Genomic DNA, 22,281 nt, shown 5'->3' with positions numbered 1-22,281 from the left:
TGGCGTTGAGGTTTCAGCCGTGGCGGGCGCCGGGGCCGCGGGGTCGTTCACCGGCGACCTAGCCGGTGGGAGCGTCCCGCCGGTCGCGCCGCTGCTTGAGATGGCCCGCACCGGCCAGGGCCGCCACCACGACCGCGGTGCCGACGAGTTGCTGGCGCCCGTTCGCGTTCGCCGCCATCACGGCGAAGACGCCGAGGATGGCCGCCAACGCCAGCCAGGTCAGATACGGGAAGCCCCACATCCGTACCGACAGCAGCTCGGGTGCCTCGCGCTCCAGACGGCGGCGCATCTTCAGCTGGGTGAGGCAGACGAGGGTCCAGACGACCAGCACCGAGCAGCCGGCGATGTTCAGCAGCCAGGCGAACACGGTGGTCGGCCAGACGATCCCGGCGATCACGGCCGCGAAGCCGAACACACAGGACGCCAGCACGGCCGCCGCCGGCACTCCCCTGGTGACCTTGCCCAGGACGCGCGGGCCCTGGCCCCGGTAGACGAGGGAGTACGCCATGCGCGAGGAGCCGTAGATGTTGGCGTTCATCGCGGAGAGCAGCGCCACCAGCACCACGATCTCCATGATCGTGCCGGCTGCCGGAATACCGAGCCGGTCGAGCACGGTGACGTACGGGCCGTCCAGGGCGACCTTCGGATCGTTCCACGGCACCAGGGTGACGACCACGGCCATGGAGCCGATGTAGAAGACGGCGATACGCCACACCGCGGTACGCACGGCGCGGGCCACGTTCCGGCTCGGGTGGTCGGACTCCGCCGCCGCGATGGTGACCGTCTCCAGACCGGCGAACCCCGAGATGGTGGTCAGCAGACCCGCCGCGAGCCCGGCGACGCCGGTCGGGAAGAAGCCGCCGTGGCCGGTGAGATGACGGGTGCCGGGCGCGCTGCCGAACACCCCGAAGATGCCGAGCACACCCAGCACCAGAAATGCGACGATCATGGTGACCTTGACCGCGGAGAACCAGAACTCGAACTCGCCGAAGTTCTTGACCGCGGTCAGGTTGCTGGCGCAGAAGAACACCATGAAGACCGCCACCCAGCCGTAGGCGGGGAGGAACGGCACCCAGGTGTGCATGATCTTGCCCGCCGCGGTGGCCTCGGCGGCCACACCGGCGCAGAGCATCAGCCAGTACATCCAGCCCGAGGTGACCCCCGCCCAGGCACCGAGTTCCTCCTCGGCGTGCACCGAGAACGAACCGGTGGACGGCCGGGCCGCGGACATCTCGCCGAGCATCCGCATGATCAGCGTGACCAGCGCGCCGGTCGCCATGTAGAGGAGGACGATGGCCGGCCCGGCCGTGGCGATGGCGACCCCGGAGCCTACGAAGAGCCCCGCGCCGATGACCCCGCCGAGCGCGATCATCGACAGATGGCGCTGCTTGAGGCCGTGCGACAAAACGGGTTCGCCGTTCTGCTGGGCCTGCGGGGAAACCTGGGGTGACCTGGTGTTTGTCCGACTCATGGTCGTGTGGTGCCTGTTCGTTGCCGGGGACGTGCGGAAAGCCTCACGAGTCTGCGGGGGCGCCTGCACGAACGATGTGAACGCCCGCTATTCGGACCTTTCCCTTACGCACGGTAAAGGGACTGACACACCCGGAACGCCGCCCGGCACCCCACCCGCCGGAGTTCGCGCGCGCCGCCCCCGACCAGCGCCGATGGCGACTCTCCAGGCCGTCTCCGGACCTGACGCCGCCTCCGTTTCCCACCCCCATACGGAGTATGTTTCTCCATCAACTACAACTTTGCCGATTCTTGGTGTAGTTGAACCAAATTTCACTCCAGTCTCAGACGCAACAGCGACGAACTCCCCACTCCGGACGGGCTCGTCGCCTCTGTGAGGCTGGGCGAAAGGCAAGAGCAACATGAACAGCAACAGGACGAAAAACAGAACGATCCGGCGCGCAAGCCGCCTGCTGGCGCTCTCCACGGCGGCCTTAGGTCTCGTCGCGACGATGGCCATACCGGCCGCGGCGGATGACCAACCCACCAAGGAGCAGCTGACGGCCGACTGCGCCTCCGGCGAGGGGAAGTGCAGCTTCAACGAGCCCAAGCTCGGCACGGCGTACCTGGGAGACTTCCACCAGGTCTCGAACTCCCTCTACAACTGCAGCACTTCGGACGCCACCCAGTCGATGGGCTGGGCGGACACCGTCGGCTCGACAGATACCGCGGGCGTCTCCGTCACCGCCGGCGGCAAGATCGCCGACCTCATCGATCTGAGTGTCACCGCGACCTACAGCCACACCTGGTCGAGCACCCACACCGAGAACAGCTCGATGAACATGACGGTGAAGCCCGGCGAGGTGGGCTGGATCTCCCGCGCACAGGTGATGCAGACCGTCTCGGGCACCTGGCAGACCCACTACGACAGCCCGAAGTGGGGCCACTACTTCTGGTACGTGCCGGACACGGTCACCGGTCCCGCGGCCAATGGCACGGACGGGCAGAGCAATGCGGTGATCGTCAAGACCCGCAAGATGACCCAGGACGAGCAGAACTCCTGCTCCTCCAAGGCGAAGACGGGCCGGGCCTTCGTGGTGAAGCGCTGATCGCCGACCATGTCACAGCGGGCGCCGACTCCTGGTCGGCGCCCGCCGTGTTTGCCCCGGGAGGAGTGCGTGGCGTCATCCCGGGAGGAGTGAACGACGCGTCACCGGGCGCGAATGACGAACGGCAGCGTCCGGTAGAAGAACGACGTGTCACCGGTGCCCGCCGACACACCCGCCTCGACCTTGGTCGCGGGAGCGGAGCCCGCGACCGCCAGACGCATGCGGTAGACGGCCGTGGCGCCGGGCGCCAGCGGCGACTTGGCGGTCGGGATCAGCGCGGCGCTCATGCCCGGGTCGCAGCCGCCGGGGAGCAGCGAAACGCGCTGCCAGCCGCGGCCGGGCACATACTGCTGCAACTTCAGGTCCTTCGGCGCCAGGGTGTGGCCGTTGCTCTGGCCGTAGGCGAAGTACCCGGCGTTCAGTGCCGGGTAGGCCCGCCGGGTGGTGTTCTTGACCTTGAGGGTGAACTCCTTCGCCGCGCCACCACGCACCAGGGCGGTACCGCCCGACCAGCCGCTGAGCGTGGTCGTCGGCTGGTCGACGACGGCGTTCCGCACCGGCGCCCGGTAGGTGTGCCCGTGACCGTCCTTGACCGAGGCGGCCACGCTCAGGCGGCCGGGACGGTCGAGGTCCTTGACCCGCAGCGCCACGGACGCGGGGTGGCCGGAGCTCGCCGCCACCGACACGGGGAAGGTGAACGTTCCCTTGTCCGGCAGACCGCCGCCGACGGAGGAGTCCAGATCGACCCAGCGGTGCGTCGTGGGCACATAGCGCTGGATCTCCAGAGAGGCGGCGCTGAAGCCGCGCGTGGTGACGTCCAGGCTGACCGTGCCCTGGGAGACCGGCGTGCGCAGGGTGACGCTCGACGACGTCCACAGGCCCACCGGCGCCTCCGTGCCGAGGCCGTAGGAGATCTTCTGCGCCGCGTTACCGGTGATACCGGGGGCGGGAGCCGCCTCCGGTACGGGCGCGGTCCGCGCCGCCGCCGTCGCCTTGGGTGCCGCCGTCGCGGCGCCGCAGCTCGCCGCGGACGGCGACTGCGCACCCGACTCCGTGGGCAAGGCCGCGGCCTGCCCGGTCCCCGCCGCCCCGACCACCAGCGCCAGCCCGGCCGCCACCGCCGCCGCAGAACCGGCCGCCGCTCTCCGCGCCCTCACGGACCGCTGTACTTGCTGCACTGTACGTGTCATCGTCTCGCCCCCACTGTCGTACGGAACGCACCGGCGTGCGTCTCCACGGGAGAGGAGTCGCCCCCGCGGCACGGGGTTCCCGCACCTCCGGAAATTTACAGACATGGTATTCGGGCGGGCGGACGCGACTCCCTGTTGCGTATACCGCGTATCTGTGAAGCCATGGGCATACCGATGGAGTCGGTGAGGCGCATGGAGTCGGTGAGGCGCATCGTTGCGTGGCTCTGCTCTCCGCCGCGTGGCGAGCGTGACCCGGCAGCAGGAGAAGCACTGTGGACGGCTTGCAGCGCACGCCGGTGAAGGCGTCGTGGGCGCTTGTGGCGCTGGCCCTTGTGACCGGCGTCCTGCTGGACCTTTTCGCGCCCCAGCCGTACATGGGACTGCCGCTTCTCGCGGCCGGACCGCTGATCGCGGGTGCCATGCTGCCCTTCCGCTGCGCGGTCGCCGTCGTGGGCCTGACCTGCGGGATCTCGGTGGGGCTGGACATCGAGCGCCAGCGCCCGGCGACGCCCCTGCTGGTCGATCTGGCCGTCGTGGGCCTCATCGGTGTGCTGGGCCTGGCGATCAACGGGCTCCTCACACGGCAGGGGCGCGATCTGGCGCTGACCAGGGATCTCGCGGAGGCGGTCCAGCTGGCGGTGCTCCCGGACCCGCCGAGGACGGCCGGTCCGCTGGCCGTGGCCGCCGGGTATACCGCGGCGCAGGCCGAGGCGCGGATCGGCGGTGACCTGTACGCGGTGCAGGAGACTCCCTTCGGGGTGCGAATGATCATCGGCGATGTACGGGGCAAGGGCATCCAGGCCGTCGCCGCCGTCTCGGTCGCCATCGGCGCCTTCCGGCAGGAAGCCGAGTACGCCCCCACGCTGGCCACGCTGGCGCAGCGGCTGGACGAGGCGATGGCCAGGATGGCGGCCCAGAGCGGCCCGATCGCGTCGACCGAGGGGTTCACCACCGCCCTGCTGGCCGAGGTGTCCCTCGACGGCGAGGTGCTGAGCCTGGTCAACCGCGGGCATCCGCCCCCGTACCTGCTCCACGACGGGCGGCTGGTACGGCTCGATCCGACCGTCCCGCAGCTCCCGCTCGGCATGGGACTGAACGACCTCGCTCCCCCGGGTTGCGAGCCGCTCGACGTGGTGCGCCTGCCCCCGGGCGCGTCGCTGGTCCTGGTCACCGACGGTGTCACCGAGGCGCGGGACACACAGGGCACCTTCTACGATCCGCTGCGCTCCCGTCGCATGAACCGCCGGTTCATCCATCCCGAGGCCCTGGTGGACGCCCTGACCAGGGACGTCGGCCGCTGGACCGGCGGCCGGGGGCAGGACGATATGGCCATCCTGGCCCTGACCCGCCGCCCCCCTTCCCGCACTGCCTGAACCTGCCCGCACCGCCGGAACTGTCGCTTCGATTTCAGAAGCACTATCCTCACCTTCACCCTGATTCGAAAATCGAAGCACCGGAGGTGCCTGTACCCGAACGGATACCGCCTCTGGAACCGTCCTACCGCCCGGAGACCGCGGCGGTACTGCGCCGGATGATGCCGCGCGACGAAGCTCCGCTCCCCCTGTTCCGCCTGTTCGCGCGCCACCGACACCTCGCCGAGGCGCTCCACGGCTGGGGCTCGTATCAACTCGGCCGCCGGCTCAGCCTCGGCCTGCGCGACCGCGACATCGTCATCGACCGCACCCGCGCCCGGTGCGGCTGCGCGTACGAATGGGGTGTGCACATCGCCCGGTTCGCGGCGCGTGCCGGGCTGACCGCCGAGCAGGTGGATTCCCTGACGTACGGCACGAGCGCGGACGACTGCTGGACGGCCGAACGCGACCGGCTGCTCCTCGATGCGACGGACGCTCTCCACACCGGCAGCCGCCCGCCGGACGCAGCGCCGGGCGTACCGACGGACGGCGCAGCGCCCTCCCACAACACCCAGTGGCAGCGGCCTACTTGGCGGGCGCGCCCGCACGGGCCCGCCGGGGTGCGGCGTCCGGGGAATCCGGTGTCGCGCGCCGCCGCTCGGCGCGTCCGGCCAGTGCGGTGACGAGGGCCGCGACGACCGCGAAGCCGGCGGCGACCGCGGAAATGTACGGCGGGGACAGGGAGTTGAGGATGCCGGCGCCGAGCACGCTGGACAGCGAGATGGCCAGGTACATCACGGCGGCGTTGAGCGAGACACCCAGCGATTCGGCCCCGGGCGCGGCGAGTGCGATCATGCGCTGCTGCTGGGGTGCGGTGATCGACCACGAGGCGATGCCGGTGAAGGCCACCAGAACGATCGCCACCGGATACGACGTATGACTCACCGTCATCAGGAGGAAGACCACGGCCAGCAGGAGGGTCGCGGCGATGACCACCTTGTGCGGGCCCTGCCAGTCGGCGAGACGGCCCGCAAGCAGGTTGCCCGCCGTGCCGGCCAGGCCGAAGACCAGCAGCAACAGCGCCACCCGGCTCCCATCCCCGGCGACGGCGGGCCGGAAGACCTCGATGATGTAGGTGTAGGGGAGGTAGATGCCCACGAAGGCGACGAGCGTGGCGGCGAGCACTCCCGCTACCCGGCGGTCGGCCAGCGGCGCGAGCCGTTGACGCAGCCCGACTCCGGAGCCGAGGCGGATATCGGGCACCCGCAGCGCGATGACCGGGACGACGAGGAGCGCGAGTGCGGTGACGAACCACATCGTCGCCTGCCAGCCACAGGCGTTGCCGATGAGCGTCCCCAGCGGGGCGCCCAGGGCGAGCGAGGCGGTCAGGCCCACCGTGACGATCGCAATGGCCCGGCCGCGGTGCCGGGGCCCGGCCAGTGTCGCCGCGGTCGCGCCGGCATTCGGGGTGAACATCGCGGCGCCGGCGGCGGCGACGATACGGGCGGCCAGGACCAGTACGTAGTCCGGCGCGAGCGCCGTCACCACGTTGCCGACGGCGAAGACCAGCAGCGCCGTGATCAGCACCGTACGCCGGGACCACTTCCCGGTCAGCGCCGCCAGCAGCGGGGAGAGCACGGCATACGCGAGCGAGAAGACGCTCACCAACTGGCCGGCCGCGCCGACGGAGACATGGAGCGAGGAGCCGATGTCGGGCAGCAGGCCCGCGATGACGAAGGCATCCGTACCCACGGCGAAGGCGCCGAACGCCAGGGCCGCGGCATGACCGCGCCATGGCACCCGATGCGCCGCTTCGTCGGCCTGTGCGGTCTCTGACATGAACGGCCCCCTGTTTCGATTTTCGATGGATGTCAACTGCTGCGATGGACACCAATTGATGCGACGAACATCGAATATTTCGATGAGCATCGTAAGACTACTTCGATCTGTATCGTAAGACCTGATCGACATCGAAATCTGCGGGAGGCGCACATGCGGGCATCGGAGCAAGTCCGGCTACCACAACCGGACTTGGCCCAGGTGGACATCGGAACCGTTCTCCAGGCCCTGGCCGACCCGGTGCGGCTTCAGATCGTGCGACTGCTGACGGAGATGGGCGAGGCCGCCTGCGGCGCACTCGACCTGCCGGTCCGGCCCTCCACGGTCTCCCACCATCTGCGCACCCTGCGCGAGAGCGGACTGGTGGAGACGGAGCTGCACGGCAACTCCCGGGTCAGCAAGGTGCGTCGGAAAGAGCTCGACCAGCGCTTCCCCGGCCTCCTCGCCTCGATCCTCCATGCCGAACCGGCGGTCGCGGACTAGACGGAGAGCGCGGGAGGCGACACGGGAGCGGGCGGTTGACTCACGGAGATATGAGCGCAGGTCAGGCAGCAGCAGCTCGGCCAACCGCCGCGCCCGCAGGGCTGGTTCCCCGGTGCACCGGCTGACCAGACGACCCGGACGGGGTCGGTGAGGATGCCGGCAGGGATCCCGTAAGGAACCAGTAGGGAATGGGCGCATCCGCTTCTGTGACATTCGTCAGTGCGGATCCGTGACACTCGGTTCTGCCAACTGCGCGGCCATTGCGACAGATTGAAGTCAGATCACCACTTGGTGATGTGCCTCAAGCGAAAGGTCCGCACACCATGTCGCAACGCCACCGCCCACGCGTCCTCGCTCTGGTCACCGCCACGGCCGCGCTCGCCGCACTAGCCGCTACGCCCAGCGCCACGGCGTTCGGGGCCGAGTCGTCAGGGCCGCCCACATCGACGGCGGATATCAAGGTCACCAACCGTGTGACCAACTCGGTCTCCTCGCACGCGATCGGGGTCAACACGCCGTTCTGGAACCCGTACCTCACCCGCTCGAACACCCCGGAGCTCATCCGCAGAGCAGGCATCAAGACCCTGTCGTTCAACTCCGGCGGGCCCAGCGACCTCTACCACTTCCAGCACGGCGGCTGGCTCAGCCCCGACCCGAACGGCAAGAACAACGGGGGATATCAGGACCTCGACCCGACGTTCACCTTCGACCATTTCGCCAAGGCCGCCCACGACGCACACGCCCGCATGCTGGTGCACGTCAACTACGGCACCGGCCCGACCGACACCAAGGCCCATCCGAGCACCAAGGAGCACCCCAAGCCCGGTGACCCGCGCGAGGCCGCCGCCTGGGTGCGGTACGCCAACCGCACACACCACTACCACGTGCGCAACTGGATCGTCGGCGAGGAGACGTACCTCAACGGCTGGTTCAGCAACCCCGCGCACCCCGCGCCCAGGGAGCCCGACGCGCACACTGACAAGTCGCCGGCCGCCTACGCCCGCAACACCATCGCCTACGCAAAGGCGATGAAGGCCGTCGATCCGACCATCCGCGTGGGCATCGAGTTCTTCCCCGCCGACCCGGCGACGGCGCACGGTCCGGGGAAGGGCAAGCTGAAGGAGTGGGACGACGCGGTTCTGCACACGCCGGGCCTGGCGAAGGCGGTCGACTTCGTCGATATCCACTGGTATCACACGACGTTCAGCGGGAAGTTCGACGACGCATCGGTGCTCGCCGACACCGCGAACACGGCGCCCGTGCTGAAGGCGCTGCGGGCGGATCTGGACCGGGCGTCGGGGCCGCGCCACCACATCGGCATCGTCGCGGGTGAGAGCAACTCCGGCGTCTTCCCGACGCAGCAGCAGGACAACGCCGTCGGCGCGCTCTACCTGCTCGACAGCAACCTGTCGCTGCTGGAGAACGGCGTCTCGGACATCGACTGGTGGGCCCTGTACAACGGTCCGTCCGCCACGAAGGACGGCGGCTGGGGCGATCTGGGGCTGCTGTCCTCCGGGAAGTGCCTGGGGGGCCAGCCGAAGAAGCACTGCGAGCCGCCGGTCGGCACACCGTTCGCGCCGTACCAGACCCTGCGGATGCTGACCACGGCCCTCAAGGGCGGAGGCGCCACCCTCGCCACGACCACCACCGGCGGCCGCGACACCCTGACCGCGCATGCGGTCCGTCGCGCGGACGGCACACTGGCCGTCGTCGTGCTCAACAAGGACCCGAAGCAGGCCCAGCCCTTCCACCTCACGCTCCCGGCCGGCTACCACACCGACCGCACTCTCACCTGGCAGCGGGGCGACTCCGCACCCGCCACCCACCACGGCGCGGCCCCGATACGCCTCGCCCCTTACTCCGCGGCGGTCATACTCCTCCACCGCTGAGCGAACTGCCCGGGGGCCGGATCATGGGGCCGGATCACGGGGCCGGCTCCCCGGACGGCCCCCGGGTCGGTCGTGGCGGGCAGCGGGTCGCCCCGGGCACGTCCGCCGCGGGCGCGCCGTCTAGGGTGCGTGCATGATCTCGCACAGCTACCTCTCCGAATTGTTCTCGCTGGACGGCCGGGTCGCCGTGGTGACGGGCGGCAGTTCCGGTATCGGCCGAGGCATCGCCGGGGCCCTGGCACGCGCAGGGGCGAGCGTGGTGATCGTGGCGCGCAAGGAGGCGGAACTGGCCGCCACCGTCGACGAACTGACGGCGCACGGCTGCCGGGCGGCCTGGGTGAGCGCCGACCTGAGCACCCGCGACGGGGTGCGCGCGGCGGCGGAGCAGGCGGCCGAGGTGTTCGGCGAGCCCGACATTCTCGTCAACAGCGCCGGGATCAACCTGCGGCCGCCGATGGGCGAGCTGGGCGAGGAGGTGTGGGACGCCACGATGGCGGTGAACCTCGAGGCGCCCTACCTGTTGGGTGAGCGGTTCGGGCCCGGTATGGCCGAGCGGGGCTTCGGCCGGATCATCCACATCACCTCCCAGCAGGCCCACCGGGCGTTCGTCCAGAGCGGCGCCTACGGGGTCTCCAAGGGAGCGCTGGAGTCGCTGTCCCGCTCCCAGGCCGAGGCATGGTCGCCGCACGGCGTCACCTGCAACACGCTGGTGCCCGGCTTCGTCCTGACCCCGCTCAACACCCGGTTGCAGTCCGACCCGGAGAAGGTGGCGGCCCTGGCCGCGCGCACGCTGATCGGGCGCAACGGTCTGCCCGAGGACTTCGCCGGAGCGGCGGTGTTCCTGGCCGGCCGCGCCTCCGGCTACGTCACCGGGCAGTCGATCTTCGTCGACGGCGGGTTCTCCGTGCACTGACCCCCACACAGCGGGATATACCACTCCGCCCCGACAGTGCACTGAAGCCCACCTGCCTTGCCCGGATTCGAGCCACGAACACCGCCGGGTTTCGGACCCACGCCGGAACGCAGGGCATGACGTACGAGGATTGCCCTGCGCAAGACGCACGAGGCATGCCCGTGATGCGCTGACCCGATGGGAGGAGTGTGCACATGGAGCTGGAGCTTCGGCACCTGAGAGCGCTGTGCGCGATCGCCGATGCCGGGAGTCTGGGACGGGCCGCGGCGGAGCTGGGGTACTCGCAACCGGCCATGAGCACGCAACTCCGCCGTATTGAGCGGTATTTCGGGGAGCCGCTGTTCGAGCGCAAGATATCGGGCGTCGAGCTGACACCGTACGGCGTGGGGGTCCTGGCGCAGGCGCGGGACGTCCTGGCCCGCGCGGACGCCATAGGACGCGGTCCGGCCGAGAGCGTGACCCGCATGCGCATGCCCCTCCGTCTGGCCGCGACCAATTCTCCGGTTCTGTCCGGGATGGTCGTCCGGCTCCGGAGCCGTCTGCCCGACCTCGCGCTCACGGTGAGCAGCGTGTATCCGTCCTCGGAGATCGTCCAACTACTGGAGGACGGCGAGGTGGACGCGGCGATCGCGGCCGACTATCCGGGGCTGGAGCTGGTGCACTCGGCCGCCGTGGCGCATCGCGGGATCGTCACCGAACCGTCCTTCGTCGCCATGCCGGCGCGTCACCGGCTCAAACACTGCATGGAGGTCGGGTTGGCGGATCTGGCCGACGACGCATGGTTCCTGACTCCGGACGACGGGGCCGGCTGGCCGGGCGTGTTCTACACGGCCTGCGAGTCGGCCGGTTTCACCCCGGCCGCGGTGCATGAATTCCTCGGCGACCAGCTCCAGTTGCAGAACATGATCGCGGAGGGTCTCGGGGTCTCCGTTGTGCAGGCCACGCTCCGTCCGGTCTCCGGCGTTCTCGTCAAACCGTTGAACGGAACACCGCTGTGGTGCCGTTATGTGCTGGCCTGGCGGCGTGAGAGCCACGCGGACGAGGTGGCGGATACGCTCATCAGCTCCGCCACCGCGGCGTACCGCGACCTCCTCGCCCAATCGCCCCACCTGCGCAGATGGGCCTCGCGCAACTGGGGAGTGGGCCCACGGAACAGGCCGTAGCACGACGGGACAAGCCGAGGTTATGGCCCGTCAGTCCCATGTGCTATGTCACACCTCATTGTCGTCGGCCGGTGCGCGCTGAGAAGGTGCCGCACACGCCTCATCCAGTCCCCGAGGCGCATATGACCCCCCACAAAGGAGCAGGGATGCGCTACCGCTTCACCTTGCCCAGATATGTGGTCGGCGGCTTGACAGCCTGCGCTACGATCGCCGGATTCCTGGCGATGCCGGCGCTGGCCACCACGCCCCAGCCGACCGCCGCCGCCAAAGCCGCGACGGGGGTCCCGGCACCGGCGAGCCTCACCACACCGCACCCCCCACCTCACTCCATACCGCCACCGACCGGTTCGAGCATCGGAGCGGGGCAACGGTCGGTCATCCAGGCCCGGCCGCTCTCCCCCACCCAACTCCGCCCGCTCAGCGCGAAGAATCCCCCCACCTCTTCGACTGCGGCGCCGCATCCGACCTCCCCGAACCCGGCCTCCTGCAACCCCGGCGACTTCGGCAGCCGGACCGGAGCCGAACTGGTCACGGCCGTCAAGGCCGCGACCACGGAGTGCATCAACACCCTGTTCTCGGTCACCGGCAAGGACGCGCACGACGTGTTCCGCGAGGAACAGATGGTCAGCGTGGCCAACGCCTTCAAGGACGCGGCGCCGACGTATCCCGGCGACAACTCGGCGAACACGTTGCAGCTCGTGCTCTTCCTGCGCGCCGGCTACTACGTGCAGTCCAACGACCCCAACGACGTCGGCGACTACGGCCAGAACCTGGCGGCACCCGTCCAGGGCGCCCTGGACGCCTTCTTCGCCAACGCGCATTCCAAGGACGTCACTGCGAAGAACGGTGACGTCCTCGGCGAGGTCGTCACCCTCACCGACAGCGCCAACGACCAGGGCCGCTACCTGAACGTCTACAAGGCGATGCTCACCGCGTACAACGGCTCCTACGACGGCATCCCGAGCATGCTGGCGGCGGTGAACAACGTCTACACCCCGCTCTGGCGCGGAAACTGGAACCCGGACTATGTGAAGGCGGTGGCGGCCGACCCGAGCATCATCGACACGCTCAACTCGTTCGCGCGGGACCACATGGACATGCTGGGCACCGACAAGTCCTACCTGGACTCCAACGCCGGTATGAACGTGGCGCGTTACGTCGAGCACCAGGAGCTCAGGGACAAGGTCCGGCCGCTGATGAAGGGCCTGCTGGACGCCTCGAAGATCACCGGCAAGACGGCGCCCCTGTGGGTCACGGTCGCCTCCCAGGCCGACTCGTACGACAAGGACAACTGCTCGTACTACGGCGTCTGCGACCTGGCCAAGCAACTCATGCAGGCGGCCCTCCCCGTCAACCACACCTGCGACAAGACGCACACCGTCAAGGCGCAGGCGCTGACCGACGCCGATCTCGCCGCCACCTGCGCCAGCGTGGAGAAGCAGGACCCGTACTTCCACAAGCTCGTGAAGGACGACGGCCCGATCCCCGGCCAGCACGAATCGACCATCCAGTACGTCGTGTTCGGCAGTCGCACCGACTACCAGACGTATGCCGGGGCGATCTACGGCGTCGACACGGACAACGGCGGCATCACCATGATCGGGGACCCCACCAAGCCCGACAACCAGCCCATGTCCATCATGTACCAGAGGAGCGACGACAACGGCTTCCCGGCCCGGATCTGGAACCTCAACCACGAGTACACGCACTACCTCGACGCCCGCGACGACATGAAGGGCGACTTCACCCAGCAGACGTCGGTCCCGGACGTCTGGTGGATCGAGGGGCTCGCCGAGTACGTGTCGTACGGCTACCGCGGCAAGACGGACACCGAGGCCGTGTCCGAGGCCGGAAAACACACGTACAAGCTGAGCACGCTCTTCCAGGGCACGTACGCGAACAGCGATGTGACCCGCACCTACCCCTGGGGCTACCTCGCGGTCCGCTATATGTTCGAGAAGCACCCGGACGACGTCGCCAAGATGCTCGGGCACTTCCGGACGGGCGACTACCAAGGCGGCTACGCCGTCTACAACACCGACATCGGCACCCGCTACGACGCCGACTTCGACACCTGGCTCACCGCCTGCGCATCCGGCGCCTGCGGCTCCAAGACCCGGTGACGCACTGAGCGGCCGAACCGCACCCGGCACGGCGCACGGCTCGTGAGGCACGAGGCACGGGCACAGAACGGGCACAGAACGGGCACAGACATGAGGCTCCTGACCCAACTCCCCCTCGGCAAAGCCCGAGTGGCCCTGGTCAGGAGCCTCATGCCGTACCGGTCGCCCCGCCCCCCTCCCCACCCGCCCTCTCCGACGAACGCCCGACTAGCGGCGGGTCAGGCGGGTCAGAGTGACACCGTTGGGAAAGGCGGTGCGCTCGGAGACGTCGAAGGCGGTGGGATCGAAGGCACCGTCGAAGGCCGGGATCCCGGCACCGGCGACCACCGGGTAGTTCTTGATCACCAGTTCGTCGATCTCGGGCAGCAGGGCGCCCGCGAGCCTGCCGCCGCCGCAGAGCCAGATGTCCAGCCCCTCACCGTCCTCCTTCCTCTCCTGCTTGAGCTCGCGGACGAGGGCGAGCGGGTCGCCCGGGACGACGGTGACGGCCGGGTCCGTATCGGGCTTGAGGGTGCTGGACACGACGTACTGGCGCAGATGCGCGTACGGACTGGTGATCCCCGCGTCGAGGGCGGGCCGGTAGGTGCCGAGGCCCATGACGACGGTGTCGAAGCGCCGGTTGGGCGCGTCGACGAGGCCGACGGCGGGGCGGTGGGCGGTCGGGACGGTCTCCGGGTACAGCGCGTTGGTCCAGGCGGCGTAGGCGGCGGCCTGCTGCTCATCGCCGGCGGGGAAGAAGTCGTACTCGCCATCGGGGCCGGCAATGCGCCCGTCGAGCGTGACAGCGACGTAGTACACGAGCTTTCGCATTCCAACGACTCCATACGTAGTACTCTGCCTGAAGTGGTTTGACGGACGGGAACTTAGTACTACAGATGGAGTGGTGTCAATGGCGCGACGGAACGAGCAGCGGCGGGCCGCCCTCGTGGATGCCGCGATCGAGGTGCTGGCCCGCGAGGGCGCGCGCGGGCTGACCTTCCGCGCGGTGGACACCGATGCCGCCGTACCCCCCGGCACCGCATCCAACTACTTCGCCAACCGCGACGACCTGCTCACCCAGGCCGGCGCCCGCGTCTACGAACGGCTCCAGCCCGACGAGGCGACGATCGACCGCCAACGGACAGCGGGCCGCGACCGCGAAACCTACGCAGAGCTGATGCGCGAACTCGTCAGCCGCATCGCGTCCTTCCGCACCGGCTACCTCGCCCTGCTCGAACTCCGCCTCGAAGCCACCCGCCGCCCCGAACTGCGCAAGGTACTCACCGACCGCGTCCGCGCCGACCTCGACGCCAATATCGCCTACCACGAGGATTCCGGCCTCCCCGGCGACGCCATGGCCGTCAAACTCCTCTACCTGACCCTGAACTGGCTGATCGTCGAACAACTCACCCTGCCCGACGTCCTCACGGAGGCGGAACGCGACCAGCTGGTGACAGCCGCGGTCGAGCGCATCGTGGCGGCGGGGTAGGCGGCCACGGGTTCAGCCCCGGATGGCTCCGGCCGCGGCGTTCAGCGCTGGGGCTCGGGACCTGCGCGCACGGTCGTCGCGGAGTGACGGCATAGTAGAGCGCGCCTCCAGCAGGGGCATGACAGTCGCACGGCGCACAGCCGTCACCGGTACGTACCAGGGGGAATCGCTCCATGCCAGTCAAGTCACCTATACCGCTCATATCGCGCATCCGTCGTATGCGCCGTTCCACCGCGGCTGCCGTCGCGGCGGCCTCGCTGCTCGCCCTCACCGCCACCGCGTGCGGGCCCGGCCACAGCAACGTCTCGGCGTCGCCGGGCAGTTCGTCCGCCGCGAGCCAGCAGCCGACCGGCGGTGCGGACAAGGCGCCGGACTTCTCCAATCCGATCGACAAGGGGCACTGGGGGGCGAAGCGGCTGGCGCAGGCTATGGGCGCTCCGGACATCGGCATACGGGACGGTAGGCTCGGCCGCCAGAACGATGCCTCCAACCCGCCGCCGAGGCCGGTCACCGCCCAAGAGATCGCCCGCCCGTACGAACGTCACATGGCCCCGGTCGGCAAGCTCGTCTTCGATGGCCCCGAGGGGCCGACGGCCTGCTCCGGCACGGTCGTCGAGGACCCGGCACACCCGGGCAGGTCCAACCTGGTGTGGACCGCAGGCCACTGTGTCCACTCCGGCAAGAACGGCAGCTGGATGCGTGACATCGTCTTCGTGCCGTCGTACAACCACAATGGCGTGCCGATGAACCAGGTCGGCAACACGCCCGCCCAGGAGATCGCGCCATACGGCAAATTCTGGGCCGACTGGAGCATCACCTCCAACGAATGGATCAAAATGGGTGGCCCGCGCGCCAGCGCCGGCTCCGCCTATGACTTCGCCGTACTGCATGTCAGGCCGGAGAACAACACCGGCAGGTCCCTCCAGGAAACGGTCGGCGCGGCCGCCCAGGTAGCGTTCAACGCTCCCACCGGCCGGGGCCTCGGCCCGGTCACGGCGGTTGGATACCCCAGCGCTGCGCCCTTCGACGGCGCGCGAATGATGAGCTGTCTGAGCCGCCCGAGCCACGTCAACATGCAGCAGGGCACACCCGACATGGACGTCATCGGCTGCACGATGACCGCCGGTTCGTCCGGCGGCGGCTGGCTCGACAACCACAACGGCAAGCTGACCCTTGTGTCCAACACCTCTCTCACTGGCCCTGGCCACACCATGCTGGTGGGCCCACATTTGGGCCCCGAGGCACAGCAGGTCTTCGAGGCCATGAGCCGCAAGTTCGCCAACGAGTAAGCGAATGGGGCGCGTTGGCGCCCAGAAAGGGCATGGCGGGCCCTACGCCACGGCGGGCCCGCCACGCAAGTTGAGCTCCATGCCGGGATGTGTCACGGTCTGGCCATGACCGCACTCACCGTACGCACCCTGGACCCCGACGACTGGCGGTTGTGCCGTGCGGTCCGGATCGCCGCCCTCACGGACGCTCCGGAGGCGTTCGGGTCCACGCTGAGCCACGAGGAATCCCTCTCCGAGGAGCGGTGGCGGCTGCGGCTGGCGGGCCGCAGCCAGTTCCTCGCCGAGGAGGACGGCGCGCCGTGCGGTCTGGTCGGTGTCGTTCCGGTCGGTCCGCGCGCCGCCGACCTGATCTCCATGTGGGTACGGCCCGCATCGCGGGGTACCGGCGCGGCCGACCTGCTGGTGCGGGCCGCGCTCGGCTGGGCCGACGAGCACGGCTTCGCAGAGGTGCGGCTGCGCGTGATAGAGGGCAACGGTGCGGCCGAACGGCTCTACGCCCGTCACGGGTTCCGGCGTGAGGCGGCATCGGGCTCGGCCGAAGCCCCGGGGGCGGACGGGGAGTTCACCATGGTCCGCGTCCGCCCGGCCGCCGACCGTGTCCGCTGACGGCGGGCGGCGACCGTCACGCGGACGGCTGGGACCGGTCCGGGCGGTCGGCGTCGGCCTTCGGTTGCAGGGTTGCGGGCGTGGGACCGTCGGGCCGGACGGTGATGCTGTACGCGGCCTTCGTGGGGAGGGAGCGGAAGGCCGGGGTGTGGGCCGGCAGCAGGTGTTCGAGGAGGACCGTCGATTCGCGGAGTGCGAATTGCAGGCCGAGGCAGGCGCGGGGGCCGATGCCGAAGGGGAGGTAGGCGCCCGGGTGGGTGGGGCGGCCGTCCGAGGTGGTGAAGCGCCGGGGGTCGAAGCGCTCTGGGTCCGGCCACAGTTCGGGGTCGCGGTGGGTGAGGTAGGGGCAGACCAGGATGTCGGTGCCCGCCTCGATGGCGTAGCCCGCGACGGTGTCATCCTCGGTGGCGTGGCGCGGGATGATCCAGGCGGACGGGTAGAGCCGGAGCGTTTCGTGGATCAGGGCCTGGATGGCCTGGCGGCGTTGCGGTGATCCTTCGCCGCCGGCGGCGAGGGCCTGTTCGCGGGTGGCGGGGTACCGGTCGAGCAGCAGGTAGAGCCAGGTCAGGGTGGTGGCGGTGGTTTCGTGCCCCGCCACGAGCAGCGTGATCAGCTCGTCGCGGATCAACTGGTCGGTGTACTCGGGGCGCTCGGCGGCGGCGTCGACCAGCACGTGCAGCAGCCCCGGGCCGTCGGGGCCGGGCGCCTCGCTGCGGGCGGCCTCGATGGCGTGCCGGGCGACCGCGTCGATCCGGGCGAGGTCGGCGGCGACGGCGTCCCGGGCGTCGGCGCCGTCGGCGGGCAGCGTCGGAAGGGCGGCGACCACGGTCGCCACGGAGCCCAGTTCGCGCTCGGTCTCGTCATCGAGGGGGTGGCCGGTGAGGGAGCGCCAGATGGTGTCGAGGGCGAAGCGGCGCATCTCCTGCCCGACGTCGAGGGTCTGTCCGGTGCGGGCGTATCCGGCCCAGCGTTCGGCCGTGATCCGGGCGGCCTCGCCGATCCGCTGTTCGTAGCGGCGCATGCCGGTACCGGTGAACTGGGATTGCAGCAGGCGGCGTTGCCGCTTCCACGCCTCGCCGGTGGCGGCGACGACGCCGTCGCCGATCAGCGGACGGGCACGGTGGGAGCGCTTGACGTACTGGTCCGCGTGCCGGGCGAGGACGTGTTGGACCGCGTGCGGATCGGTGACGAGGACGGTGCGGTCCGGCCCGAGACGGAACGCGGCAACTCCGCCCAGCCCCTCGCGCACCTGGGATAGCAGATCGACCAGTTCCCCTCCCCCGGAACGCCACCGTTCCACGAGCGCGGGCTCCGCTTCGGGGACCGGCCGCCCCGTTCCGGAAGCGTGCGGGAGGGGGCCGAGGCTGGCTTCGGTGGCCACGTTGCTTCTCCTGGTTCAGCCGTTGGACTTGGTCCTGACGGAGCGTTGCTGTACGTGACTGTACGGACAGGAGCGGAGGGTACGCATCCGCCACGGAGGAATTCCGACGGGCCGAATTCCGGGCAAGCCCCCAGGAACGGGACCGCACAGGATCGGGACCACTACGGTCCCCCGAGAGTCCCCGCCCCCTCCCCTCTACCCTTTCGCCGGAACGGATACGGGTGCCGGTTTTCTGTTATCCGGTCGCCGCCTCGGCGTCTCCGAGGTGTCGGACCGCCGCCATGAACTCGGATTGGACCCCTTCATGAAGACCCGGGAAGGACTGGAAGGCTTGGAAAGCGTGGACCGAGTGGACCGAATACCCGGCGCTGCGACCGTCGCAGCTGCTCAGGAGGGGGATCAGCGGGCGCAGGACGATCTGGTCGCCGGGTATTTGCCGTTGGTGTACAACATCGTCGGCCGGGCGCTCCACGGTCATGCCGATGTCGATGACGTCGTGCAGGAGACCATGCTGCGGATGCTGGAGGGCATCGGCGGTCTGCGTGAGCGCCACAGTTTCCGCTCGTGGCTGGTGGCCGTGGCGATGAACCAGGTGCGCTCCCACTGGCGGGAGAAGCAGCGGGTGGTCCAGGGTGACGGGCTGCACGATGCCGTCGATCTGGCGGATCCGGCGGCCGACTTCGTCAATGTGACGATCGCGCGGCTCGGGCTTTCCGGTCAGCGGCAGGAGGTGGCCGAGGCGACCCGCTGGCTGGACGAGAACGACCGTGCGCTGCTGTCGCTGTGGTGGCTGGAGGCCGCGGGCGAGCTCTCCCGGGCGGAGGTTGCCGCCGCCATGGAGCTGTCGGTGCAGCACACCGCGGTGCGGGTGCAGCGGATGAAGAGCCAGCTGGAGACCGCGCGGGTGGTGACCCGGGCGTTGTCGGCGGAGCCGCGGTGCGGGGAGCTGGGGGCGCTGGTGGAGCGGTGGGACGGGGTTCCCTCCGCATTGTGGCGTAAGCGGATATCCCGGCACGCCCGGGAGTGCTTGACGTGTTCCGGGCACTCGGTGGATCTGGTCCCCGCAGAGGGGCTGCTGGTGGGGCTCGGACTGGTGCCGCCGGCCGTGGGGCTGTTGGCGGCGTGGGGCGCCGCGGGTGGGCACGGCACGGCGGCCGTCGCCACCGCGGCCCACGTCACATCGGCGGGCGGCGGCCTCGGAGGGACGTGGGGCGGGGCGACGGCCCAGCAATCGGCGGCCGGCCTGCCCACCGCCGGCGGGTGGCGGTCGTGGGGTCACCGTGGGCTACGGGGCCAATGGGTGGGGACCACTGCCGTGGCCGCCGGTGTCCTCTGCCTGGTGCTCGCCTTTCCCGACGGCGACGACGCCCCCGAGGGGCCGCCTCAGGCCCGTCCCCACCCCTCCGCCCCGTCGGCCACTCTCAGCGCCACCCCGCTCCCCCGTCCCTCCCACACGGCCTCGCCCCGCCCGTCCCGGACACCGAGCGGGAAGCCGGTGCCCACGCCCAGCCGGAGCCAACCGCAGGCATCCCGACCGTCGCGGACCGGTTCTGCCGCCTCGCGCCAGGAGGCCAGGGGGACGTCGGGCGCCGCCCAGCAGGTCCTCGCCGTGATCAACCAGGCCCGCGCCGCCCACCAACTGCCCCCCTACACCCTCACGTCCGGGCTCGGCCGTAGCGCACAGGACCACAGCACGAAGATGGCCAACGGGTGCGGCCTGTCCCACCAATGCCCCGGCGAGGCCCCGTTCGACGACCGGGAGAGAGCGCAGGGGGTCACCCCGCAGGCGGCCGGAGAGAACATCGGCGACGCGTCGTCCGGCCCCGAGCCCGCCCAGATCGCGTCGGCCGCCGTCGGCCTGACCCGCGCCATGCTCGACGAACAGCCGCCGAACGACTACCACCGGCAGAACCTGCTCAGCGGGACGTTCCACCACATCGGGATCTCCGTCTACCGGGATGCCCGGGGGATGGTGTGGATGACGCAGGACTTTTCGGACTGATCCGGCTGGGGCCTCGCGCCCCCGCGGTGGTGTTGCGCGGATCACATCGCAGAAAGTCGCGGGTTTTCGGTTATCCGGACCGGCCCGCCGGGTCTCCCCAGGTGTCGGCGAATTTCCCGACGCGATGGCCTCCCAGGTCTTCGAACTCTCTCCCCCCACACGCACACCGGAAGGAGTACGACATGAGTCGTGGTTCCCACCGCTGGTCCCGAATAAGTGTCAAGTCCCGTACGGCGATCGCCGTGGCGGCGGCCGGCGCGATCGCTGCCGTGACCGTCGGCGTCTCGAACGCGAGCACCTCCGCACCTCACGACCAGGCGGCCGCCAGGGCCTCCCAGACGAGCCACACGGTGAAGGGCAAGGCCCACTCCCCGTCCCCCACCCGCGAGGTCCTGACCGCGATCAACCGGGCACGTGCCGCCCAGCATCTGCCGCCCTACACCGTCACGCACGGGCTCACCCGCAGCGCGACGCGGCACAACCAGCAGATGGCCAACGGGTGCGGACTGTCCCACCAGTGCCCCGGAGAGCCCTCGTTGGGCGACCGGGAGACGGCCGCGGGCGTGCACTGGAACGCGGCCGGAGAGAACATCGGCGAGGCGTCGTCGGGGCCTGCACGCGCCCGGATCGCCGCGGCCGCGGTCGGTCTGACCCGGGACATGCTGGCCGAGAAGCCGCCGAACGACGGCCACCGGCAGAACATCCTCAGCCGGAGTTTCCTCCACATCGGCATCGCCGTTCACCGGGACGCGCACGGCATCGTCTGGATGACGCAGGACTTCTCCAACTGAGCCCTGCACCAGGCCGATAGACGGGGCGGGCGCACGGCCGACAGCCGACAACCGGCAACGGACACCCCGCAACGGACTACGCATGTGTCGGCGGATCGGCATCCGCAGATGTCAGGTCCCTGCCATACCGCCTTCCCCGCCTCCCTCCCCCTCTCCCCTCCCCCACCCCGGTATCACCCCCATCCCAAGGAGTACATCGATGAGCCCTGGTTCCCACCGCTGGACCCGGATGAGCGGCAAGTCCCGTGCGGCGGTCGCCGTGGCGGCGGCCGGTGCGATCGGCGCCGTGACCGTCGGTGTCTCGAACGCGAGCACCGCGGATCCGCACGACCAAGCGGCGGCCAAGGCGTCCCAGGCACCCCGCACGGCCGCGCACCAGCCCCACCACCGGTACGCCACCGGCGCCGTGCCGTCCCACGACACATGGCGAAAGGCCGTGCTCGACAAGCCGCTTCAGCCGCGACTGGCGGCCATCGCACCCGGCACCCCCGTCGGTGCGGCGCGTACCACCAAGAAGGCGACACTTCCGACCGCCGTGGACCTGACCAGATACACGGCCCGGCCCGGCAACCAAGGGCAGGTCGGCTCCTGCGCCGCCTGGGCCGTCGACTACACCGCCTACAGCGTCCTGGAGCACGAGCAGAAGATCTCCGGTGGCCCCCAAGCGCCCATGTACACCTACAGCCAGATCACCAAGGGACAGAACATAGGCACGTCCCTGGGCGCCCACCTCGGCATCGCCAAGCAACAGGGCATCGACTCCAAGTCCCACTACTGGCAGGGGGACTTCGACTACACCACGCAGCCGACCGCCGGCGAACAGCGCAACGCGGCGAAGTGGAAGCTGACCGGCTACACGCCCCTGCACACCGGCAGCCAGATCAAGGCCGATGTGAAGGCCGCCCTGGCCAAGGGTGAGCCCGTCGTCATCGCCATCCCGGTGCACAACAGCTTCTTCGACATCACCCCGCAGCAGTCCAAGTCGTACTCCTACTACCCGGCGGCCGGCGATCCCGAGGTCGGGGGCCATGCGCTCACCATCGTCGGCTACACCAGCAAGGGTGTGAAGATCGAGAACTCCTGGGGCTCCGGCTGGGCCGACCACGGATTCGTCAACCTGTCCTGGAAGTTCCTGGCCGACCAGGCATGGGAAGCCAACGCGGTCGGCAAGCTCGTCAAGCGCTGAGCGGTTCAGCGTCGCGCAGAGCTGATGGCCGGGCCCTCAGGGGCCCGG

The 22,281-nt window shown here is 69.9% G+C and carries 19 protein-coding genes; 14 read left to right on the top strand and 5 right to left on the bottom strand.

The genetic code is table 11. The features are described 5' to 3' along the window. Positions 1–58: 58 nt before the first annotated feature. Positions 59–1,471: an amino acid permease gene (locus tag B1H19_RS33880; RefSeq protein ID WP_083108709.1), complete on the bottom strand. Its 1,413-nt coding sequence runs from the start codon at positions 1,469–1,471 to the stop codon at positions 59–61. Between the two features lie 400 nt (positions 1,472–1,871). Between B1H19_RS33880 and B1H19_RS33875 the strand changes: the two genes are divergently transcribed. Continuing rightward, positions 1,872–2,558, top strand: a complete 687-nt coding sequence (locus B1H19_RS33875; RefSeq protein WP_083108708.1) for a hypothetical protein — start codon at positions 1,872–1,874, stop codon at positions 2,556–2,558. Positions 2,559–2,659: 101 nt separating this feature from the next. On the opposite strand, the gene B1H19_RS33870 is transcribed toward B1H19_RS33875, so the two are convergent. Continuing rightward, entirely contained in the window at positions 2,660–3,748 is a 1,089-nt protein-coding gene (locus tag B1H19_RS33870) for a hypothetical protein (protein ID WP_083108707.1), read from the bottom strand. A 272-nt stretch (positions 3,749–4,020) separates the two neighbouring features. Between B1H19_RS33870 and B1H19_RS33865 the strand changes: the two genes are divergently transcribed. Further along, positions 4,021–5,121 carry a PP2C family protein-serine/threonine phosphatase gene (locus B1H19_RS33865; protein ID WP_083108706.1) on the top strand — a complete coding sequence of 367 codons (1,101 nt, stop codon included), beginning with the start codon at positions 4,021–4,023 and terminating at the stop codon, positions 5,119–5,121. An 86-nt stretch (positions 5,122–5,207) separates the two neighbouring features. Then, a complete protein-coding gene (locus B1H19_RS38295; RefSeq protein WP_237289661.1) occupies positions 5,208–5,783 on the top strand; it encodes a carboxymuconolactone decarboxylase family protein in 576 nt (191 codons plus the stop codon). Here B1H19_RS38295 and B1H19_RS33855 read toward each other — a convergent pair. Beyond that, entirely contained in the window at positions 5,686–6,939 is a 1,254-nt protein-coding gene (locus B1H19_RS33855; RefSeq protein ID WP_083108705.1) for an MFS transporter, read from the bottom strand. The genes B1H19_RS38295 and B1H19_RS33855 overlap by 98 nt on opposite strands. A 153-nt stretch (positions 6,940–7,092) precedes the next feature. On the opposite strand from B1H19_RS33855, the gene B1H19_RS33850 reads away from it, so the two are divergent. The 5 genes from B1H19_RS33850 to B1H19_RS33830 all read left to right on the top strand — a co-directional run bounded on the left by B1H19_RS33850 (position 7,093) and on the right by B1H19_RS33830 (position 13,510). After that, on the top strand, positions 7,093–7,422 hold the full coding sequence (locus tag B1H19_RS33850; protein WP_083108704.1) for an ArsR/SmtB family transcription factor: 330 nt from the start codon (positions 7,093–7,095) through the stop codon (positions 7,420–7,422). Positions 7,423–7,745: 323 nt separating this feature from the next. Continuing rightward, entirely contained in the window at positions 7,746–9,311 is a 1,566-nt protein-coding gene (locus tag B1H19_RS33845; RefSeq protein ID WP_159028207.1) for a hypothetical protein, read from the top strand. 133 nt (positions 9,312–9,444) lie between these two features. Further along, a complete protein-coding gene (locus B1H19_RS33840; protein WP_083108702.1) occupies positions 9,445–10,224 on the top strand; it encodes an SDR family NAD(P)-dependent oxidoreductase in 780 nt (259 codons plus the stop codon). Between the two features lie 194 nt (positions 10,225–10,418). Continuing rightward, complete coding sequence (locus B1H19_RS33835) at positions 10,419–11,387, top strand: LysR family transcriptional regulator (RefSeq protein WP_083108701.1); 969 nt, start codon at positions 10,419–10,421, stop codon at positions 11,385–11,387. Between the two features lie 146 nt (positions 11,388–11,533). Then, positions 11,534–13,510 (top strand): collagenase, encoded by a 1,977-nt coding sequence (locus B1H19_RS33830; RefSeq protein WP_083108700.1) that lies wholly within the window; start codon positions 11,534–11,536, stop codon positions 13,508–13,510. Positions 13,511–13,717: 207 nt separating this feature from the next. On the opposite strand, the gene B1H19_RS33825 is transcribed toward B1H19_RS33830, so the two are convergent. Then, on the bottom strand, positions 13,718–14,320 hold the full coding sequence (locus B1H19_RS33825) for a dihydrofolate reductase family protein (RefSeq protein WP_083108699.1): 603 nt from the start codon (positions 14,318–14,320) through the stop codon (positions 13,718–13,720). A gap of 79 nt (positions 14,321–14,399) precedes the next feature. Here B1H19_RS33825 and B1H19_RS33820 point away from each other — a divergent pair, with 79 nt between their 5' ends. The 3 genes from B1H19_RS33820 to B1H19_RS33810 all read left to right on the top strand — a co-directional run bounded on the left by B1H19_RS33820 (position 14,400) and on the right by B1H19_RS33810 (position 16,873). After that, positions 14,400–14,978 carry a TetR/AcrR family transcriptional regulator gene (locus B1H19_RS33820; protein WP_083108698.1) on the top strand — a complete coding sequence of 193 codons (579 nt, stop codon included), beginning with the start codon at positions 14,400–14,402 and terminating at the stop codon, positions 14,976–14,978. 218 nt (positions 14,979–15,196) lie between these two features. Continuing rightward, a complete protein-coding gene (locus tag B1H19_RS33815) occupies positions 15,197–16,267 on the top strand; it encodes a trypsin-like serine peptidase (RefSeq protein ID WP_237289659.1) in 1,071 nt (356 codons plus the stop codon). A 105-nt stretch (positions 16,268–16,372) separates the two neighbouring features. After that, the gene (locus B1H19_RS33810; RefSeq protein ID WP_083110034.1) at positions 16,373–16,873 is read left to right on the top strand and encodes a GNAT family N-acetyltransferase; all 501 of its coding nucleotides are present in this window, start codon (positions 16,373–16,375) and stop codon (positions 16,871–16,873) included. Between the two features lie 16 nt (positions 16,874–16,889). Here the strand turns inward: B1H19_RS33810 and B1H19_RS33805 are convergent, their stop codons facing one another. After that, positions 16,890–18,254: a cytochrome P450 gene (locus B1H19_RS33805; RefSeq protein WP_083108696.1), complete on the bottom strand. Its 1,365-nt coding sequence runs from the start codon at positions 18,252–18,254 to the stop codon at positions 16,890–16,892. Between the two features lie 349 nt (positions 18,255–18,603). Between B1H19_RS33805 and B1H19_RS33800 the strand changes: the two genes are divergently transcribed. From B1H19_RS33800 to B1H19_RS33790, 3 genes are all read left to right on the top strand, one after another. After that, positions 18,604–20,256, top strand: a complete 1,653-nt coding sequence (locus B1H19_RS33800) for a sigma-70 family RNA polymerase sigma factor (RefSeq protein WP_237289657.1) — start codon at positions 18,604–18,606, stop codon at positions 20,254–20,256. Between the two features lie 182 nt (positions 20,257–20,438). After that, positions 20,439–21,047, top strand: coding sequence for a CAP domain-containing protein (locus B1H19_RS33795; RefSeq protein WP_083108695.1), 609 nt, complete (start codon positions 20,439–20,441; stop codon positions 21,045–21,047). Between the two features lie 199 nt (positions 21,048–21,246). Further along, positions 21,247–22,233: a C1 family peptidase gene (locus B1H19_RS33790; RefSeq protein ID WP_083108694.1), complete on the top strand. Its 987-nt coding sequence runs from the start codon at positions 21,247–21,249 to the stop codon at positions 22,231–22,233. Positions 22,234–22,281: the final 48 nt, after the last annotated feature.

The organism is Streptomyces gilvosporeus (genome assembly GCF_002082195.1).
Lineage (GTDB): Bacteria > Actinomycetota > Actinomycetes > Streptomycetales > Streptomycetaceae > Streptomyces > Streptomyces gilvosporeus.
This window is presented reverse-complemented; position numbering and strand designations above follow the sequence as displayed.

Bases quoted from the DNA above. Each gene is read 5' to 3' on its own strand.
- B1H19_RS33880 (WP_083108709.1), bottom strand. From the start codon at position 1,471: ATGAGTCGGACAAACACCAGGTCACCCCAGGTTTCCCCGCAGGCCCAG.
- B1H19_RS33875 (WP_083108708.1), top strand. From the start codon at position 1,872: ATGAACAGCAACAGGACGAAAAACAGAACGATCCGGCGCGCAAGCCGC.
- B1H19_RS33870 (WP_083108707.1), bottom strand. From the start codon at position 3,748: ATGACACGTACAGTGCAGCAAGTACAGCGGTCCGTGAGGGCGCGGAGA.
- B1H19_RS33855 (WP_083108705.1), bottom strand. From the start codon at position 6,939: ATGTCAGAGACCGCACAGGCCGACGAAGCGGCGCATCGGGTGCCATGG.
- B1H19_RS33850 (WP_083108704.1), top strand. From the start codon at position 7,093: ATGCGGGCATCGGAGCAAGTCCGGCTACCACAACCGGACTTGGCCCAG.
- B1H19_RS33845 (WP_159028207.1), top strand. From the start codon at position 7,746: ATGTCGCAACGCCACCGCCCACGCGTCCTCGCTCTGGTCACCGCCACG.
- B1H19_RS33840 (WP_083108702.1), top strand. From the start codon at position 9,445: ATGATCTCGCACAGCTACCTCTCCGAATTGTTCTCGCTGGACGGCCGG.
- B1H19_RS33835 (WP_083108701.1), top strand. From the start codon at position 10,419: ATGGAGCTGGAGCTTCGGCACCTGAGAGCGCTGTGCGCGATCGCCGAT.
- B1H19_RS33830 (WP_083108700.1), top strand. From the start codon at position 11,534: ATGCGCTACCGCTTCACCTTGCCCAGATATGTGGTCGGCGGCTTGACA.
- B1H19_RS33825 (WP_083108699.1), bottom strand. From the start codon at position 14,320: ATGCGAAAGCTCGTGTACTACGTCGCTGTCACGCTCGACGGGCGCATT.
- B1H19_RS33820 (WP_083108698.1), top strand. From the start codon at position 14,400: ATGGCGCGACGGAACGAGCAGCGGCGGGCCGCCCTCGTGGATGCCGCG.
- B1H19_RS33815 (WP_237289659.1), top strand. From the start codon at position 15,197: ATGCGCCGTTCCACCGCGGCTGCCGTCGCGGCGGCCTCGCTGCTCGCC.
- B1H19_RS33810 (WP_083110034.1), top strand. From the start codon at position 16,373: ATGACCGCACTCACCGTACGCACCCTGGACCCCGACGACTGGCGGTTG.
- B1H19_RS33795 (WP_083108695.1), top strand. From the start codon at position 20,439: ATGAGTCGTGGTTCCCACCGCTGGTCCCGAATAAGTGTCAAGTCCCGT.
- B1H19_RS33790 (WP_083108694.1), top strand. From the start codon at position 21,247: ATGAGCCCTGGTTCCCACCGCTGGACCCGGATGAGCGGCAAGTCCCGT.